This is a genomic window from Leifsonia sp. CL147 (assembly GCF_900114565.1).
In the GTDB taxonomy this organism is placed as follows: Bacteria; Actinomycetota; Actinomycetes; order Actinomycetales; family Microbacteriaceae; genus Leifsonia.
Genome location: NZ_FOTM01000009.1, coordinates 59843 through 77046 on the forward strand (window position 1 = coordinate 59843; position 17204 = coordinate 77046).

Consider the following 17204-nt stretch of genomic DNA (forward strand, 5'->3'; position numbering starts at 1 on the left):
CACGGGAACACGACACACTCAGCTGCGGAGCGCGGCGGCGAACGGCAGCACCGCGTTCGCGCCCGCTCCCAGCAGTTGCTGGCCTGCGACGGTCACGGTCCAGCGGCTGTCGATCAGGTCGTCGACGAGCAGCACGGGAACGCCGGCCGGGAGATCGAGTCCGTCGACAGAGAAGCGATCCCAGACGGACGCCAGCCGGAACGCGCTGTTCCCGCCGGGACTTCCGGACGGCGGTCCGCCTCGCCACGCCAGGGTTCCGGCGAACGGAAGCCGCCCCACGTTCGCAATGCCGCGCGCGAGCGATTCCACGAAGACCGGCCGCCGCCGGGACGGCATCGCCGCCACAGCGCCTGGCCGCGCGTTCCAGTCCCAGTCGGAGAGCACGCGCACGCAGGCGTCGAGGATCGCCGGTGGCACCGGCTGGTCGGGCGCGTCGTCGGCGAGCAGCTCCCGGAGCCGCCCACCCCATCCCAGGTCGGTGAGGCGGGCGAGGGCGCGCCCGGGTTGCAGCAGCTGGTCGGGGCGGAGTCTGCCACGGACAGGCAGGCCGAGCCGGTCGGCGCCGGTGGGCCACAGCTTGCGCGGTTCCACCTCGACGCCGACCCGGTCGAGCAGCGAACTCACGTCGCCGGCCGCGCGTCCATCCACCTCGGCGGTGTACCACACGCCCGCGCAGTTGTCGCACCGGCCGCAGGGACCTGCGTCCGGGTCGTCGAGCGCCCGCTGGAGGAACTCCATCCGGCATCCGGTGGTGGTCTCGTACTCGAGCATCGAACGCTGCTCTGCTTCGCGGGCGGCAGCGATACGCGTGTAGCGCTCCTCGTCGTACTGCCAGGGGGAGCCGGTCGCCACCCAGCCCCCGCTGACGCGGCGGACGGCACCGTCGACGTCGAGCACTTTCAGCAGCAGCTCGAGGGTGGACGCCCGCAGGTCGACCCTGCTCTCCAGAGCGCGCGTCGACAGCGGCTCCGATCCCAGTGCCTCTAGCACGGAAGCGGCCTTCTCGCGGGACGGCATCGATGCGGTCGCGAAGTACTGCCAGATCGCGCGGTCCTCCGGCCCGGGGAGCAGCAGGACGTCGGCGTTCTCGGTGGCTCTCCCGGCGCGTCCGACCTGCTGGTAGTACGCGACCGGCGAGGACGGCGCACCGAGGTGCACCACGAACCCGAGATCCGGCTTGTCGAAGCCCATCCCGAGAGCGCTGGTCGCGACCAGAGCCTTCACCTCGTTGCGCTTCAGCCGACCCTCGAGGTCTTCCCGTTCGGCCGTGTCCGTCTGACCCGTGTAGGCGTGCGCCTCGTGGCCGGCGCGGCGCAGGACGCGTGCGGTGTCCTCCGCGGCCGACACCGTCAGCGTGTACACGATGCCGCTCCCGGGCAGGTCGCCGAGATGGCCGGCCAGCCAGGCCAGCCGGCTCGTCGCATCCGGCAGGGGGAGGACACCGAGCCGCAGCGAGCGACGGGCGAGCGGGCCGCGGATCGTCAGCACGTCGGCCGCTCGGCCGGCCCCGAGCTGCTCCACCACGTCGGCCACGACCCGCTCGTTCGCCGTCGCGGTCGTCGCCAGTACGGGGACGCCATCGGGGAGGAGTGCGATCAGATCGCGGAGCCGCCGGTAGTCGGGCCGGAAGTCGTGTCCCCAGTCCGAGATGCAGTGCGCCTCATCGACGACCAGGAGTCCGCTGCGTTCGACCAGTGCGGACAGTTGCGTGTCGCGGAACCCGGGGTTGTTGAGGCGTTCGGGGGACACCAGGAGGACATCCACCGTGTCCTCCCGCAGTCGTGACGCCACGTCCTCCCATTCGTGCCGGTTCGCGGAGTTGATGGTGACGGCTCGGACGCCGGCGCGCTCCGCCGCGGCCACCTGGTCGCGCATCAGGGCGAGGAGCGGGGAGACGAGGATGGTCGGCCCGGCTCCCTGGGCCCGGAGCAGCATCGTCGCTACGAAGTAGACCGCCGACTTGCCCCAGCCGGTCCGTTGCACCACCAGAGCCCGCCGGTGATCCTCGACGAGCGCCGTGACGGCCTCGAGCTGGCCGTCGTGAAACTCCGCGTCCGGCCGCCCGACGAGTGCGCGGAGACGAGAGAGGGCGTCATCTGCCGAAGAGGGGGAGCCGGGAGGTGTGGAGCCTGTGGTCATGGAGCCATCGTCGCAGGGACGTCCGACGCCCCGCTCCCGGATCCGTCAGATCGGTGGAGTGGGGCGTCGTGACGCAGCCTGTGGACGGAATCCGTTCAGAGGCCCGGATGGATGCGACGGCGCTGCGAGGCGCGGATGCCGCCGAGCACGGCCGACACGACGATGACGAGACCCACCACGGCAGCGGCCAGCGCCCACGCGGACCCGGGGGTGAGCGAGGCGAGCCAGCCTCCCGTTTCGTCGATCCGCTCGCGCGAGGAGAGCACGAAGAGGACGGCGGCGGCGAACAGTGCGAGGAGGGCTCCCCACACGACGCCGCCCCAGCGCAGGGGTGCGATCGAGGGATGCTGCGGTTCGGTCATGGTCTTCTCCTGGTCGGACACGATGTTCAGTGCTGGAGGAGGGCCGGAAGGCCCTCGCTGGTGAGGTGGATGCCGGCGGCGCCGTCACCGGCGAGGAACAGCGCAGCGGTGGTCAGCACGGCGAGCAGGATCCCGAGGAAGATCAGGAAGCCGCTGCGGCGGCGCGCGAGTCCGGCGATGAGGACGACGATGCCGACGACCAGCGTGGCGGCTGCGAGGCCCGCGGCGGTGGTGAACCGGGATACGTCGGCGAGGAGCGGCCAGACGATGGCCGCGACCGCCCCGGCGACGAGGGCCAGCCCGACGGTCAGCCATCCGACGGCGGCCCCGACCCGTGGATTCGCCGCCCGGTACGCCTCCCTCCGCGCGGCCGCCTCGGCCGAGGCTGCGGCGACCTGGGAGCGCAGCTCGGCGGACCGCTGCGCCTTCACGGCGCGCATGTCGGCTGTCAGACGCTGCTTCCAGGCGGCGTGCTCCGCCCGCCACTGGGCCTGGCGCTGCTGCCAGTCGGCCACCTCGTCCGCCGAGGCACCATCGGCGGGCGCCGGCGGTGCTGCCGGCTCTGTCGCGACATCCAGGTGGGGTGCTGGGGCGCTGACCGTCTCGGCGTCCGGCCCCGAAGCAGGAGCAGCGCCCGATGACGCCCGCGCATCCGAGCGCCGCACCGCGAGCACGATCAGCGCGACCACCGCCCCGATCACCAGCAGCGTCCAGATGACCCGGCCGAGAGCCTCCCCCCAGGCCGGGACGTTCCAGAACGGCCCGCCTGCCCACCACAGTCCGCTCGTCCAGGGGATCAGCGAGAGCAGCACGATGACCCCGATCGCGACCATCGGCGGCTCGAAGTCGCCCTCGAACAGCCGCTGCAGGTGGATGCGACCCTCGCGGTCCGGGAGCAGCGCCCACGCCGCCGCGTACAGGAGCAGGACGGGCGCGCCGAGGATCCCGGCGACGACGAGGATGCCGCGCACGATGAGCGGGTCGATGCCGAGCCGGTACGCGACTCCGGCACTCACACCGCCGATCCAGCCGTCCGCCCGCACGACGCCGAGCCCGCGCATCCAGTCGAAGAAGCGCGTTCCACGACCGGAGAAGCCGGTCTTCGGGCCGCCGTAGGGGTTCGAGGGCGTCCCCACCGGGGGAGTCGATTCGTTCTGTGACATGCTCCTCATCCTGCCGGGGGCGTGGCTCCGGCAGGTATCGGGTGAACCCCTGAGCGGACCCTGATCATTGCCGCCGCCGGATGCGGGTCGGCTCGGGGTCTGCTTGGATCGGGCTATGTCGTCACCAGCCCGCACCGGGTGGCGGACCGCGTTCCAGCGGCCGCCCGTGCAGCGGCCGCCCGTCCCGCGGCCGCCGCTCGCCCGGCCGCGCTCCTGCGTGCTGGGCGGCGTGAGCGTCGCGCTGGCCGACCACCTCGGGTGGCCCCTGGTCGCCGTGCGCTGGGCCTTCGTGGGAGCGGCCTTCCTCGGCGGCGCCGGCGTCCTGCTGTACCTGTGGTTCTGGGCGTTGGCGCCCCTGCGTCCTCCGGTCGGGACCGACCCGGCGGAGGGCGTCCGCCGCCGGGTCGACGTGCCCTGGGTCCTGGCAGGCGCGGGCGCGGTGGCGGGGGTCGCCGCGATCGTGCTCGCGGCGGGCGGAGCGCTTCCGCCGGGCTTCGGCGCCCTGGTCGGCTCCGCGGCGCTGCTCGTGCTGGCCGTGGCATGGGAGCAGGTGGCCGACGAGGAGCCTGCCGCCTTCGCCCCGCTGAATCCGACCGCCTTCCGGCTCTCCTGCGGCGCCTTCCTCGTCGTCGTCGCGCTGGCGCTGGCCCTCACCCAGAACGCCGGAGGGTCAGGGATCCTGTGGCTCGGCATCCTGATCACGACGTTCGCCGGAGCCGCCGTCCTCGTCGCGCCCTGGGGCCTGCGGCTGTGGCGGGAGCTCATCACCGAACGGACCGCGCGCATCAAGGAGGAGCAGCGGGCCGAGATGGCCGCCCACCTGCACGACTCGGTGCTGCAGACCCTCGCGCTCATCCAGAACCGCGCCGGCGCGTCGAGCGAGGTGGGCCGCATCGCCCGGGCGCAGGAGCGCGAGCTGCGCGAGTGGCTCTACACGGATGGCGGCGACGCGTCGCCGGCGGAGGATCGCGACCTCGCCGCCGAGCTGCGGGAGGTCGCCGCCGCGCTCGAGGTGGACCACGCCGTCCACTTCGACGTCGTCTCGGTCGGGGAGCCGGTGCGGCGGGCGCCGTCGGAGCTCGGGGCGGCCTCGCGCGAGGCGATGCTCAACGCTGCGCGTCATGCCGGTGGAGAGGTGTCGGTCTACGTCGAGCACGCCGGGGACCGGGTGGATGTGTTCGTGCGCGACCGCGGACCCGGATTCGACCTGGGGTCGCTTCCGGAAGGACGCCTCGGCGTCAGAGAATCGATCATCGGCCGCATGCGGCGCGCCGGCGGGCAGGCGGCCGTCGTCGCGCGGGAGAGCGGCACCGAGATCCAGCTGACCATCGAGCTGCCGAAACACGATCCGAGCGAGACGACATGACCGATCCGGCCCCTGACAGCACCAGCCGACCCGTCTCGGTGGTGATCGTCGACGACCACTCCATCTTCCGTTCGGGGCTGCGCGCCGACCTCGACGAGCGGCTGCGGGTGGTCGCCGAGGCAGCCGACGTGGATGCCGCGGTCGCGGCGGTCCTTGCGACCCGGCCGGACGTGGTGCTCCTGGATGTGCACCTGCCCGGTGGCGCGGGAGGCGGCGGGGCCGAGGTCGTGCGGCGCACGAGCGCGGAGGCGCCGTCGACCCGGTTCCTGGCGCTGAGCGTCTCGGACGCCGCCGAGGATGTCGTCGGCGTGATCCGGGCGGGCGCGCGGGGGTACCTCACGAAGGGCAGCTCGGGCGGCCAGGTGAGCGACGCCGTCGTCGCGGTGGCCGGTGGGGACGCCGTGTTCTCGCCGCGGCTGGCCGGCTTCGTGCTCGACGCCTTCGGTGCGGCCTCGGGGGAGCAGGCGGAGTCGACGGACGAGCTCGATCGCCTCTCGGCCCGGGAGCGCGAGGTGATGCGGCTGATCGCGCGTGGCTATGCATACAAAGAGGTCGCAGCCGAGTTGTTCATCTCGATCAAGACCGTCGAGACCCACGTCTCCGCGGTCCTACGGAAGCTGCAGCTGTCTTCGCGGCATGAGCTGACGGCGTGGGCGCTGGAGCGCAAACTCCTGTAGCGCGGCCGCTTTGCGAGCGGCACGCCGCGTCCCGTACACTTGACGCGGTGGTTGAATCTGCCAAGCTTTTCTGCGCCCATTTTTCCGGGTGGCGACGGCAGTACTGCCCCGCCCCGGCCGCGCATCCGCAGCACGTTCGGATGTTCGATCGGCTAGCCTGGAACGACAGCGGAGGAAGTGCGCGATTCGCTGTCCTAGGGCGGTAGCTCAATTGGCAGAGCAGCGGTCTCCAAAACCGCAGGTTGCAGGTTCGATTCCTGTCCGCCCTGCAAGTCGGTACCCAGGTGCCGATCCACGAAAGGTGTAACGAGGTGGCCCGAAAGGTAATCGACGAGCCGAGCGAGGATGTCGTCGCGAACGCGAAGAAGGATCGCGCCGCACGGCGCAACCCCTTCGCGCGGATCGCCCTGTTCATCCGGCAGGTCATCGGCGAGCTCAAGAAGGTCGTCACCCCGACCCGCAAGGAACTGTTCAGCTACACCGGCGTCGTGCTGGTGTTCGTGGTGATCATGATGGCCCTCGTGTCGCTCCTGGACTGGGTGTTCGGCTTGGGTGTCGTCTGGGTCTTCGGGCACCCCAAGTAGACGATGTCGACCGGGCCGCACGGCCCTCCCGACGAGAAATGGAATGAATTCAGTGTCTGAGACGAATCGCGACGACGTGGACTGGGCGCCCGCTGCTGAGCAGTCCTCCGAGGACGACGAGGCGCAGACCGGCAACGTGCTCGCGAGCGAGGACGAAGCGTCCGAGGCCGCCGAGCACGAGGCGCTTCACGTGGTCGCCGACGACGGAACCGAGATCGACCTCGATGCGGTGCTCGACGCCATGGCGGAGGCCGTGGACCCCGAGGCCGATCGCGCCGTCGACGAGGCCCTCGAGGTCGACAGCGCCGAGGAGGCCGAGGCGGCCGTGAAGGCCGTCGAGGACGAGGAGGACACCTCCACCGACCCGTACGAGGAGTTCCGCGCCGAGCTGCGCTCCAAGCTGGGCAAGTGGTACGTCATCCACTCCTACGCGGGCTTCGAGCGCCGCGTGAAGTCAAACATCGAGAACCGCATGGTCTCGATGAACATGGAGGACTACATCTACGAGGTGCAGGTCCCCATGGAGGATGTGGTCGAGATCAAGAACGGCCAGCGCAAGATGGTCAACCGTGTCCGCATCCCGGGCTACGTGCTGGTGCGCATGGACCTCAACGAGGACAGCTGGTCGGTCGTGCGCCACACCCCGGGTGTTACCGGGTTCGTCGGCAACGCGCACAACCCGACCCCGCTGCGTTTCGAGGAGGCCTTCTCGATGCTGAAGAGCCTCGTGCAGGTCGAGGCCGCTCCGGCCAAGGGCGCTGCGAAGGGCCAGAAGAGCACCGCGCGGACCGTCATCACCGAGGTCGACTTCGAGATCGGCGAGACCATCACCATCAAGGAGGGCTCGTTCGCGGGCCTGCCCGGTTCCATCAGCGAGATCAAGCCGGAGAGCGGCAAGCTCACCGTGCTCGTCTCCCTGTTCGAGCGCGAGACCCCCGTCGAGCTCAGCTTCGACCAGGTCACGAAGCAGTAGGAACATCCCCCACGATTTTCAGAACACCGGGTCTCGGAAGGGCCGAGAAACCGGGAGAGCGACGAGGGCTGCGGCCTGAACCGCTCGAACACACAAAGAAGGAAGAGACATGGCACCGAAGAAGAAGGTCACCGGTCTGATCAAGCTTCAGATCAAAGCCGGCGCCGCCAACCCCGCCCCGCCTATCGGCCCGGCGCTTGGTCAGCACGGCGTGAACATCATGGAGTTCTGCAAGGCGTACAACGCGGCCACCGAGGCGCAGCGCGGCAACGTCATCCCGGTCGAGATCACCGTGTACGAGGACCGCTCGTTCACGTTCGTCCTCAAGACCCCGCCCGCAGCCGAGCTCATCAAGAAGGCGGCCGGCGTCGCCAAGGGCTCCGGCGTCCCGCACACCACCAAGGTCGGCAAGCTGACCCAGGAGCAGGTGCGCCAGATCGCCGAGCAGAAGATGGTCGACCTCAACGCCAACGACATCGACGCGGCGTCGAAGATCATCGCAGGCACCGCCCGCTCGATGGGCATCACGGTCGAGGCGTAAGCCCGACTCCCCAGACACATCGTGGAAGAGCCGGCCAGGCTCGCACCACATTCTCGTTAGGAGAAATCACATGGCACAGAAGTCCAAGGCCTACCGGGCCGCGGCCGAGAAGATCGAGGCCGGAAAGTTCTACACCCCCGCCGAGGCCGTCGCCCTGGCGCGGGAGACCGGCTCCGCCAAGTTCAACTCGACCGTCGAGGTCGCGCTGAAGCTCGGCGTCGACCCCCGCAAGGCGGACCAGATGGTCCGCGGTACCGTCATTCTTCCTCACGGTACGGGCAAGACCGCCCGAGTCATCGTGTTCGCGACCGGCCCTGCGGCCGAGGCGGCCATCGCGGCCGGCGCGGACGAGGTCGGCGGCGCTGAGCTGATCGAGAAGGTCGCCGGCGGCTACACCGACTTCGACTCGGCCGTCTCCACCCCGGAGCTCATGGGCCAGGTCGGTCGTCTCGGTAAGGTGCTCGGCCCGCGCGGCCTCATGCCGAACCCGAAGACCGGCACGGTCACCCCGGACGTGGCGAAGGCCGTCTCCGACATCAAGGGCGGAAAGATCGAGTTCCGCGTCGACAAGCACGCGAACGTGCACTTCGTCGTGGGCAAGGCCGGCTTCACCGCCGAGCAGCTGAGCGACAACATCACCACCGCCCTCGAGGAGGTCGTGCGCCTCAAGCCGTCCGCCGCGAAGGGCCGCTACATCCAGAAGGGCGCCGTGTCGACCACGTTCGGCCCCGGCATCCCGCTGGACGTCAACGCCATCTGAGTCCGTTCCAGGAACAACCGACGGGGTCGGGACCGGTTGCCGGTCCCGGCCCCGTCGGCGTCAGTGGAGGGGACGGTGCGGAGGCCCGGGTGCGAACGGAACCGTCTACCCCCTCTTGTAGAGGTAGAACGTCCAGGTCTAGTCTCGCCATGTCGCGCGTCGCGCGATGGCTCGCTGTCGAGTCCGTCCGAACCAAAGGATGACATTCATGGCACTTCGCACCACGCGGTCCCTCCACAAGAGGGCGCTCGGTATCATCGCCACCACGTCTGCCGTGGTGGCGTTGTCGTTGGCGGGAGCATCTGCTGCCGGCGCCGCCGACCGGGTGACCTACGCCGGCTCCGTCCCGTCCTGGGCCACCGCCGGCAACGATGCAGGCGCAGCCCCGGCCGACACCACGGTACAGGGCGAGATCTATCTGCCTCTCCGCGACCAGCAGGGCGCCGAGGCGCTCGCAAAGGCCGTCTCCAGCCCGCTCGACCGCGGCTACCGCAAAGCGCTGTCGCCGCAGCAGTGGATCAACCGCTTCTCGCCGACACAGGCCGACTTCGACGCACTCGTCAGCTTCATCAAGGCGGCAGGCCTCACCATCCAGGGGGTTCCGGCCAGCCGGCAGTACGTCGTGTTCCGCGGCACTCCGGACCAGCTCGGATCGGTGTTCGGCACCTCCCTCCACTCGTTCAAGCACGGCGGCCGCCAGCTGATCGCTCCGGCCTCCGCACCGTCGGTGCCCGCATCCATCGCCCCTGAAGTGTCGGCGATCAGCATCGAGCAGTCGCGTACCACGACGCGACCGGACTCGATCGTGCAGGGCGACCTCGGGCCGTCCGGCGCTCCGCAGCCGGCCCGCAAGGCGGCTGCCGCTCCGGTGATCCAGACGCCGTGCTCGCACTACATCGGCGAGAACGTCGTGACCGTCCCGGCCGCCTACGACGGTCAGACGCAGTACAGCACGTACAACTGCGGCTACACGCCCGAGCAGCTCCGCAGCGCGTACGGACTCACCGACCTCGGCAACCGCGGCATCAACGGCAGCGGACAGACGGTCGCGATCATCGACGCGTATGCTAGCCCCAGCATCGTGAAGGACGTCAACAGCTACTCGCTGCAGAACGGCGAGCCCGGGCTGACGAACTCCACCTACCAGCAGCTGGTGCCGAACCCGAGCGAGTTCACCGACCAGGCCCTGTGCCAGCAGCCGAGTGGATGGCAGGGCGAGCAGACGCTCGACGTCGAGTCCGTGCACGGCATCGCACCGGGTGCGCGCATCCTGTATGTCGGCGGAACGGACTGCTCGGGCGGCCTGGACATCGCGATGTCGAAGATCCTCGACAACAAGCTCGCGAACATCGTCAGCAACAGCTACGGCAACGTGGGCGAAGCCGTTCCGGCCGACGTGATCCAGGGAGAGGTGAACCTGCAGCTGCAGGCTGCAGGCGAGGGCATCGGGCTGTACTTCTCCAGCGGTGACAACGGTGACGAGGTCGCGAACCTCGGCTACGCCTCCCCGGACTTCCCAGCGTCCTCCCCGTGGGTGACCTCGGTGGGCGGCACGAGCACGGCGATCGACAAGAACGGCAAGATCGCGTGGGAGACCGGCTGGGGAGACCAGTTCGACCAGATCGTCAAGAACCCGGACGGCACGCTGAGCTACGCGCTGCCGTTGCCCGGCACCCGGTTCGTCGGCGGTGCGGGCGGTGGAGTCAGCGCGGTCTTCGCGCAGCCGGACTACCAGCGCGGCATCGTGCCGGCGGCTCTGGCGAACGGCAAGCGCGTCTCTCCGGACGTCGCGGCCCTGGCCGACCCGTACACCGGCTTCCAGATCGGAATCCGGCCGATCGTCGACGACACGACGCTGGCGACAGGCGACTACATCAACGAGACCTACGGCGGCACGTCGCTGGCCTCGCCGATCGTTGCAGCCCAGATCGCGATCGTGCAGCAGGCGACGCATGCCACCATCGGGTTCGCGAACCCGACGCTGTACGGCGTGAAGCGCATCCTGCCCGGCGCGTTCCGGGATGTGCTGCCGCAGAACCCGCCGCAGGCGCTGGTCTACACGAGCCACATCAGCGGAAACACCTACCTGGTGAGCATGGACCAGGACACGTCGCTGAAGACGGCGAAGGGCTACGACGACGTCACCGGCCTCGGAGGCGTCTCGTTCGACCTGCTCAGCCGGGTGGCACAGGGTCGGCACTGACCGACCCGCAGCATCCCCGTACCGGCCGCCTCCCGATCGGAGGCGGCCGGTCCGTTGCGTGCCGGCCGCCGGCCGGTTGGTTACTCTGAGAGGGTGACCGTCACCATCCGCCCGGCTCTCACCGGCGACGCCGCGGCCCTGGCCGCCGTCGCTGCGGCCACCTTTCCGCTCGCCTGCCCGCCGCACACGACCCCGGAGGCGAAGGCCGCCTTCATCGCCTCGGTGCTGTCGGAGGAACGGTTCGCCGGCTATCTGGCCGATCCGTCGCGCCGGCTGCTCATCGCAGAGGACGCCCACGGTTCCGCAGTCGGCTACACGATGGTCAACCTGGGCGAACCGTCCGATGCGGAGGTGCGTACCTGCCTGCGCATCCGCCCCACCGCCGAACTGAGCAAGTGCTATGTGCTCCCCGGGCACCACGGCGAAGGCGTTGCGGGCCGGCTCCTGGCCGCGAGTCTCGACGCCGGAACGGTTGCGGGCGCTGCGGGGATGTGGCTGGGCGTCAACGAGGAGAATGCGAAGGCCCAGCGCTTCTACGCGAAGCACGGCTTCGAGCAGGTGGGGTCCAAGCATTTCCTCGTCGGCGATCGGTACGAGGACGACTGGGTGATGGAGCGGGCGCTCGCGCCGGCCCCGTAGCGCTCAGCCCTCCGCGACCTTCAGCGCGATCTTGCCACGGGTGTGGCCGCTCTCGATCGCGCGATGCGCGTCGGCGATCTGTTCGAGCTCGAAGATCTGGTCGACGTGGACACGGACGTTCCCGGACTCCAGCAGGCGGGCGATGACGCCCAGGGTGTTGCCGTCGGGCGCAACCTTGTAGTCGGTGCCGCGCACGCCCGCCGCAGCGGTGTCTTCGGCGAACGTCGGCCAGCTTCCCGTCGGCGCGTTGACGATGAGCCCGCCGGGGCGGAGGGATGCGAGTGAGCGGCTCCCGGTGTTGTCGTGCACGTTGCCCAGGAGGTCGATCACCACATCCACGTCGTGCACCACGTCCTCGAAACGGGTGGTGCGATAGTCGACGACCTCCGCGGCGCCGAGCGAACGCAGCCAGGACGCCTTGGATCCCGATGCGGTCGCGATGACGTGCGCTCCGAAGTAGGAGGCGAACTGCACAGCGAAGTGGCCGACCCCTCCGCTGCCCGCGTGGATGAGCATCCGCTGTCCGTCGTGCGCCTTGGCGACGTCGACGACCATGCCCCACGCGGTCAGGGCCGCGAGCGGGGCGGCGGCCGCCTCGATGTGGCTGAGCGTGGCCGGCTTCCGCACGACGCTGAGCGACGGCACGGCGATGTACTCGGCGTAGCTTCCGCCGAGTCGCGGGACCATCACCATCCCGAACACCTCGTCGCCGGGGCGGAGGGGATGCGCGCTGTACGGCGACTCCACCACCACACCGCTGAAGTCGTGGCCCAGCACCACCGGGAACGAATGGATGGCGCTGAACACTCCGCGTCCGGCCCGCGTCTTCGCGTCGATGGGGTTCACGCTGGATGCGACGACCTTGACGATGAACTCCGCATTGACGCGATCGGGGTACGCGATCTCGCCGATGCGCAGAGCCTCCGGCGCTCCCGCCGTATCCAGCAGCGCTGCTCGCATCGTCTTCGGCATCCGTCGTCCCCTCGTCGGTCGGCCGCGCTGGCGGCGTGGCGTCCTCTCAGTCAATCCTGCCCGTGCTTCGCCGGTGTTACGGTCGGGTCACCAGATGTGAACAGTGTGTTTCGGATACCCCCAGGTCGTTCCCAGCCGCACGCCGGTTAGGATGCTGCGACCCGGCCGACCGCGGCCGGCGTGGCTGACACCGGTCGGCCGCGGCACACCGGTCGGACGACCGGGACCACGACGGCTGACCGAGGAGCGACAGGTGCGACGACTGCTGCGGATCTCCCGCCAGCCTTTCGGCCTCCCGGTATCGGCGCGCGGCTGGCAGCGCGCGGTGCCTGTGCTCCTGGCGATCGGAACGCTGTGCGTGCTCGGCGGGCTCACCGTCATCTGGGCCGCCCGGCTGACCGTGCCCTACGCCGTCTACGTCAGCGAGCTGGGCGCGCGCGGCGCCGCGACGGCCGGACCGTTCGCCGTCGCGCTGCTGCTCATCGCGGCCGGCGGCTTCGCGATCGCCCTGGCCAGCGGGCACATCCGTTCGTCCGCCCCGATCCTCAACCGCTGGTCGCCCGCACTGACTCTGGGCTTCGCGGCCCTGTGCTTCGTGCTGGCGTCGCAGGTGACGTGCACCGCCTACTGCCCGGTCCCCCTGGTCGACCCGAAGTCGACACCGCAGGACCTCATCCACACGGTGTCCGCCGTGGTCGGGTTCGCCGCCGCCTGCTTCGCCATGCTGCAGGTGGGGTTCAGCCGGAGCCTTCCACGCATCTCCCGGCTGTCCCGGGTGACCTGCGCGACGGTCGCGGTCATCACGATCATCGGGGGACTGCTCGCCATCGTCCGCGTGGGAGCCGATGTCGGTGCGTGGTTCGAGCTGGTCGGAACGACCGTTGCGGTCGGCTGGATCGCGGTCTATGCCGTCGCGCTGACGCGCATCCCGGTCATGGCCGCGGCGGATGCGGTCGCGGCGGCCGGTGATGCCGCCCGGTCATCCACGGGGGTCGGACCGGAAGCGGGCGCGGCCGTCGAGGTCGCCTGACGGAGCACCTCGATCAGGTCGGCCGCAAGAGCGACCAGCTTCGCGATCTCGGCCTCATCGCGGTCCACCCAGCGGCAGCGGGGCTCGTCTCCCAGCGGGACGAAGCCGTCGTGCTGCTCCCAGACGAAGAGCGTCCGCTCGGCGCCGAGAACGTACTGCTGCCACCAGATCTGACGAAGATAGGGACGCGGGATGCTGCGGAGCGGCTTGTTCGTCGTCTTGATCTCGGCGAGCTCGATGCGGCCGGAGCTCCGGAGGATGAGGCCGTCCGGTGTGGCCAGGTGCCGGCGGTCGCGCTCCGCGTGGAAGAGCAGGTCGGAGGGCTGGATGCCGTGGGTCGCCGCCACCCAGGCCGCGATCTCCGGCTCGCGGGAGCGGCCGTGCTCGGTGAAGACGTTGCCGCTGAAGCCCGTCCCGTGCAGCTTGTCGTAGGCGGCGGCGCGGATCGAGCGCGGCGACGAGAGCTTGGCCACGTCCGTCGCGGTGATGCCCCGGCTGCGGGCTCGCAGCCAGCCCGCGCGGTCGCTCGAGCGCGCGACGACGCGCGCGAGGTGCCCGGTCTGCCCCGGGACGGCCGGAACGACCGGGACAGGCGCGGGACGCGCCGGGCTCAGGTCCGCGAGCACTCCCGGCCGGTAGAGGTCGGCCGTGCGGGAGGAAGCGGAGTCGAGCACCTGTCCATTGTGCCTCGCGGTGCCGACGGTGCGCGTCACTCCACGCGGGTCGCCCCGACTTGGCGGCGTGCCTCGTCGATCGTCGCCAGCGTGTCGACGGCCTCCGCGAGGGGATGCAGCGGCGACTCGCTGCGTCCCTCGGCCACGTAGCGCGCAAGCGCCGCCGCCTCGTACGCCATGCCGTCGCGGTGCGGGCGGCCGTACGGGTCGCGCCAGTGGGACAGCAGCGTCCCGTCGGAGTCGAAGACCCGGAGGCCGCTCGGACCCCAGAACGGGCTGTCGGTCTCGATCCTGCCTGCACTGCCGCTGATCGTCGCGAGCGACGGAGTGGAGGCCAGGAGCGTCGTGCTCAGCAGCGCCTGCGCCCCGTGCGCCGAGGAGAGCACGAGCGCGACCTGGTCGTCCACGCCCGTCGGGGCGAGCGTCCCCGTCGCGACGATGCCGGCGGGCGGCCCGATGGCGAACGACGACCAGGAGACCAGGTAGACGCCCAGGTCGAGGAGCGCTCCGCCGGCGAGGGCCGGGTGCCAGAGCCGGCTCGCCGGGTCGTAGCGGGAGCGTCCGCCGAAGTCGGCAGTGACGAGCCGGACCTCGCCCAGTGCTCCGTCGGCCAGCAGTTGCCGCACGATGTCGGTCTGCGGCAGGTAGCGCGTCCACATCGCCTCCATGGCGAAGACGCCGGCGGCGCGTGCCGCCTCCACGATCCGGCGGGACTGGTCGGCCGTCACCGCCATCGGCTTCTCGATGAGGACGTGCTTACCGGCGGCGATGGCGAGCAGCGCATGCGCGAGGTGCTCGCTGTGCGGGGTCGCGACGTAGACCACCTCGACCTCGGGATCGGCGACGAGCGCCTCGTAGGACCCGTACGAGCGTTCGACGCCGTGCGCAGCCGCGAAGGCCCGGGCGCGCTCGGCGGACCGCGAGCCGGCGGCGACGACCCGCTGGCGCGTGTGACGGTGCAGTGCGTCGGTGAAGCCGGCGGCGATGGCTCCCGGCCCGAGGACGCCCCAGCGCAGGGGCAGGGCGTCCGCGGGATCGGGATGGCGCGGTCCGGGCAGGGCGGCGAGCGTGTCGGCCATGGGTGTCGTCTCCTGGTGTCGTCCGGGGTCCGTGCGGGTTCAGACCGGCTGCGGGTTCGAGACCTCGGGCGCCTGACGGATCCCGGGGACCGGCGCGGCCCACCGGACGCCGTTGGCGAGCACGCGCCGGATCTGCGGGTGGAAGTACACCGGGTACTCCTGGTCCCCGGGGCTGAAGTAGAAGATCTTGCCCCGACCGCGCGTGAACGTCACGCCCGACCGGAACACCTCCCCGCCGGTGAACGAGCTGATGAACACCAGGTCGTCCGGGGTCGGGATGTCGAAGAACTCCCCATACATCTCCTGCGCCTCGATGACGATCGGCTGCTCGACTCCCTCGGCGATGGGATGCGTCGGGTCGACGTTCCACACGAGCTCGCGCTCGCCGCCCTCCGGATTGCGCCAGCGGAGCGAGCACGTCGTCCCGAGCATCCGGATGAAGATCTTCGAGAAGTGGCCGGAATGGAGGACGATCAGCCCCATCCCGCCGAGGACATGGCGGCGGACGCGCTCCACCACGTCGTCGGACACGCGGTCGTGCGCGATGTGGCCCCACCACAGGAGGACGTCGGTCTGCTCGAGATCCTCCTCGCTGAGTCCATGCTCCGGCTCGTCGAGGGTCGCGGTGCGCACGGCGACCTCCTCGCCGAGCAGCTCGCGGAGGCCCTCGGCGATGGCGCCGTGGATGCCGTGCGGGTAGATCGCGGCGATCTCGGGCTGGGTCGCCTCGTGGACGCCCTCGTTCCAGACGGTGACGCGCAGCGCCATGGTCATGCTCCTTTCGTAGCACCGTCGAGTCCACAATGACTTGCGGTTTCGGCGGAGATTTCGTGCAGTCAGTGCGTACTCGATGGTGGGGGCTAGGGGGTGGGGGGCAGGCGGACTTCGGCGCCGATGCGGGCGGACTCGTAGGCGGCGTCGATGACGCGAGCGCGGTCGAGGGCGAGGGAGCCGTCCCAGTTCGACCAGTTCGCCGGATCCGCGACGTGCTCGAGGAAGGTCTCGACCACGGCGAGATGGCCGCGCCCGGGATCGGCGGTGACCGAGATGTCCTGGCTCTGCTCGCCCTCGCCGGTGAAGATGGTCAGCTCGCCGGAGGGCGCGTAGTCGACGACGCGCAGGTCGGCGCCTCCCTCGGTGCCGTACAGCGTGATCCCGAACTCGTCGCCGGCGGGACGGTAGGCCGCCCAGCTCGTCTCGATGACGATCGAGCCGCCGCCCTCGAGGCGGAGCAGCAGGCTGGCGAGGTCCTCGACCTCGTAGGCCGATCCGACGTGCTGCTTGGACGACGTGGAGCCGCCCCGGCCGCGCACCCCCAGCTCCGCGTGCGTCACCGCCGAGACCGCAACCACACGCGGCTCGCCGAACAGATGCAGTGCGTAGTCGAGCACGTGCACCCCGATGTCGATCAGCGGTCCGCCTCCGGCCATCTCGCGGTTGGTGAACCAGCTGCCGAGAGCCGGGATGCCGGCGCGGCGCAGCCAGATGGCGCGCGCGTGGTACGGCCGGCCGATCCGGCCGTCGTCGATCGCCGCCTTCAGGGCCTGGATGTCGCCGCGGCGGCGGTGGTTGAACGCGACCTCCAGCACACGGCCGGATCGGTGGGCGGCATCCACCATCGTCCGGGCCTCTGCGGCCGTCCGGGCGATCGGCTTCTCGCTGAGCACGTGGATGCCGGCGTCGAGTGCGGCGACGGCGATCGGGGCGTGCAGGAAGGTGGGGACGGCGATGCTCACGACGTCGAGACCACTGTCCGCGACGAGCTCCGTCGCGTCGCGGTAGAGGCGCTCGATGCCGTACTTCTCGCCGAGTTCGGCTCGGGGGCCGTCCTCCATCCCGGCGATGGCGACGAGCTCCACGCCCGGGAGGTCGTCGTAGGCGGCCATGTGCTGCTGGCCGGCCCAGCCGAGGCCGATGACTCCGGCGCGCAGGGGGCGCTCGAGGCGTTCGCCGTCGGCGACCTGGGGGACTTGCGTGCTCACGGCACTCCTTTCGGTTTCTGTGTTCGAATCGATTCGATTGTGGACGAGTGGATGGGATGC

At 70.5% G+C, this 17204-nt stretch carries 16 protein-coding genes, 1 tRNA gene and 1 pseudogene; 10 read left to right on the forward strand and 8 right to left on the reverse strand.

Annotated features, from left to right (window positions below):
* Positions 1-18: 18 nt before the first annotated feature.
* From BM287_RS09620 to BM287_RS09630, 3 genes are all read right to left on the reverse strand, one after another.
* The gene (locus BM287_RS09620) at positions 19-2139 is read right to left on the reverse strand and encodes a RecQ family ATP-dependent DNA helicase (RefSeq protein ID WP_090038839.1); all 2121 of its coding nucleotides are present in this window, start codon (positions 2137-2139) and stop codon (positions 19-21) included.
* A gap of 95 nt (positions 2140-2234) precedes the next feature.
* Entirely contained in the window at positions 2235-2501 is a 267-nt protein-coding gene (locus tag BM287_RS09625; RefSeq protein WP_244528117.1) for a hypothetical protein, read from the reverse strand.
* A 26-nt stretch (positions 2502-2527) separates the two neighbouring features.
* On the reverse strand, positions 2528-3664 hold the full coding sequence (locus tag BM287_RS09630; protein ID WP_090038837.1) for a PspC domain-containing protein: 1137 nt from the start codon (positions 3662-3664) through the stop codon (positions 2528-2530).
* Between the two features lie 115 nt (positions 3665-3779).
* Here BM287_RS09630 and BM287_RS09635 point away from each other — a divergent pair, with 115 nt between their 5' ends.
* The 9 genes from BM287_RS09635 (at position 3780) to BM287_RS09675 (ending at position 11407) form a co-directional block, all read left to right on the forward strand.
* Positions 3780-5030 (forward strand): ATP-binding protein, encoded by a 1251-nt coding sequence (locus BM287_RS09635; protein ID WP_090038835.1) that lies wholly within the window; start codon positions 3780-3782, stop codon positions 5028-5030.
* Complete coding sequence (locus BM287_RS09640; protein ID WP_090038833.1) at positions 5027-5707, forward strand: LuxR C-terminal-related transcriptional regulator; 681 nt, start codon at positions 5027-5029, stop codon at positions 5705-5707. The genes BM287_RS09635 and BM287_RS09640 overlap by 4 nt, the downstream gene beginning before the upstream one ends.
* Before the next feature lie 196 nt (positions 5708-5903).
* Positions 5904-5976, forward strand: a tRNA-Trp gene (locus tag BM287_RS09645).
* A 42-nt stretch (positions 5977-6018) separates the two neighbouring features.
* Positions 6019-6291, forward strand: coding sequence for a preprotein translocase subunit SecE (secE, locus tag BM287_RS09650; RefSeq protein WP_090038831.1), 273 nt, complete (start codon positions 6019-6021; stop codon positions 6289-6291).
* A 52-nt stretch (positions 6292-6343) separates the two neighbouring features.
* Positions 6344-7264, forward strand: a complete 921-nt coding sequence (gene nusG, locus BM287_RS09655) for a transcription termination/antitermination protein NusG (RefSeq protein ID WP_090038829.1) — start codon at positions 6344-6346, stop codon at positions 7262-7264.
* A gap of 109 nt (positions 7265-7373) precedes the next feature.
* Complete coding sequence (gene rplK / locus BM287_RS09660) at positions 7374-7805, forward strand: 50S ribosomal protein L11 (protein ID WP_090038827.1); 432 nt, start codon at positions 7374-7376, stop codon at positions 7803-7805.
* A 70-nt stretch (positions 7806-7875) separates the two neighbouring features.
* Positions 7876-8565: a 50S ribosomal protein L1 gene (gene rplA / locus BM287_RS09665; protein WP_090038825.1), complete on the forward strand. Its 690-nt coding sequence runs from the start codon at positions 7876-7878 to the stop codon at positions 8563-8565.
* 208 nt (positions 8566-8773) lie between these two features.
* Complete coding sequence (locus BM287_RS09670) at positions 8774-10768, forward strand: S53 family peptidase (protein WP_244528119.1); 1995 nt, start codon at positions 8774-8776, stop codon at positions 10766-10768.
* Between the two features lie 93 nt (positions 10769-10861).
* The gene (locus BM287_RS09675; RefSeq protein WP_090038823.1) at positions 10862-11407 is read left to right on the forward strand and encodes a GNAT family N-acetyltransferase; all 546 of its coding nucleotides are present in this window, start codon (positions 10862-10864) and stop codon (positions 11405-11407) included.
* 3 nt (positions 11408-11410) lie between these two features.
* On the opposite strand, the gene BM287_RS09680 is transcribed toward BM287_RS09675, so the two are convergent.
* Positions 11411-12379 (reverse strand): NADP-dependent oxidoreductase, encoded by a 969-nt coding sequence (locus tag BM287_RS09680; RefSeq protein ID WP_090038819.1) that lies wholly within the window; start codon positions 12377-12379, stop codon positions 11411-11413.
* A gap of 151 nt (positions 12380-12530) precedes the next feature.
* On the opposite strand from BM287_RS09680, the pseudogene BM287_RS18075 reads away from it, so the two are divergent.
* Positions 12531-13232 (forward strand): annotated as a pseudogene (locus BM287_RS18075) (DUF998 domain-containing protein); the annotation flags it as partial.
* A gap of 50 nt (positions 13233-13282) precedes the next feature.
* On the opposite strand, the gene BM287_RS09690 reads toward BM287_RS18075, so the two are convergent.
* From BM287_RS09690 to BM287_RS09705, 4 genes are all read right to left on the reverse strand, one after another.
* Positions 13283-14122, reverse strand: coding sequence for a YqaJ viral recombinase family protein (locus BM287_RS09690; protein ID WP_090038815.1), 840 nt, complete (start codon positions 14120-14122; stop codon positions 13283-13285).
* The gene (locus BM287_RS09695; protein WP_090038813.1) at positions 14119-15162 is read right to left on the reverse strand and encodes a Gfo/Idh/MocA family protein; all 1044 of its coding nucleotides are present in this window, start codon (positions 15160-15162) and stop codon (positions 14119-14121) included. Before BM287_RS09695 ends, BM287_RS09690 begins: the two co-directional genes overlap by 4 nt.
* 39 nt (positions 15163-15201) lie before the next feature.
* Entirely contained in the window at positions 15202-15936 is a 735-nt protein-coding gene (locus tag BM287_RS09700; RefSeq protein WP_090038811.1) for a ThuA domain-containing protein, read from the reverse strand.
* Positions 15937-16022: 86 nt separating this feature from the next.
* A complete protein-coding gene (locus BM287_RS09705; RefSeq protein WP_090038809.1) occupies positions 16023-17144 on the reverse strand; it encodes a Gfo/Idh/MocA family protein in 1122 nt (373 codons plus the stop codon).
* Positions 17145-17204: the final 60 nt, after the last annotated feature.

Excerpts from the sequence above, each read along its gene's own strand:
- BM287_RS09620 (WP_090038839.1), bottom strand. The coding sequence starts at position 2,139 with ATGACCACAGGCTCCACACCTCCCGGCTCCCCCTCTTCGGCAGATGAC.
- BM287_RS09625 (WP_244528117.1), bottom strand. The coding sequence starts at position 2,501 with ATGACCGAACCGCAGCATCCCTCGATCGCACCCCTGCGCTGGGGCGGC.
- BM287_RS09630 (WP_090038837.1), bottom strand. The coding sequence starts at position 3,664 with ATGTCACAGAACGAATCGACTCCCCCGGTGGGGACGCCCTCGAACCCC.
- BM287_RS09635 (WP_090038835.1), top strand. The coding sequence starts at position 3,780 with ATGTCGTCACCAGCCCGCACCGGGTGGCGGACCGCGTTCCAGCGGCCG.
- BM287_RS09640 (WP_090038833.1), top strand. The coding sequence starts at position 5,027 with ATGACCGATCCGGCCCCTGACAGCACCAGCCGACCCGTCTCGGTGGTG.
- rplK (WP_090038827.1), top strand. The coding sequence starts at position 7,374 with ATGGCACCGAAGAAGAAGGTCACCGGTCTGATCAAGCTTCAGATCAAA.
- rplA (WP_090038825.1), top strand. The coding sequence starts at position 7,876 with ATGGCACAGAAGTCCAAGGCCTACCGGGCCGCGGCCGAGAAGATCGAG.
- BM287_RS09670 (WP_244528119.1), top strand. The coding sequence starts at position 8,774 with ATGGCACTTCGCACCACGCGGTCCCTCCACAAGAGGGCGCTCGGTATC.
- BM287_RS09680 (WP_090038819.1), bottom strand. The coding sequence starts at position 12,379 with ATGCCGAAGACGATGCGAGCAGCGCTGCTGGATACGGCGGGAGCGCCG.
- BM287_RS09695 (WP_090038813.1), bottom strand. The coding sequence starts at position 15,162 with ATGGCCGACACGCTCGCCGCCCTGCCCGGACCGCGCCATCCCGATCCC.
- BM287_RS09700 (WP_090038811.1), bottom strand. The coding sequence starts at position 15,936 with ATGACCATGGCGCTGCGCGTCACCGTCTGGAACGAGGGCGTCCACGAG.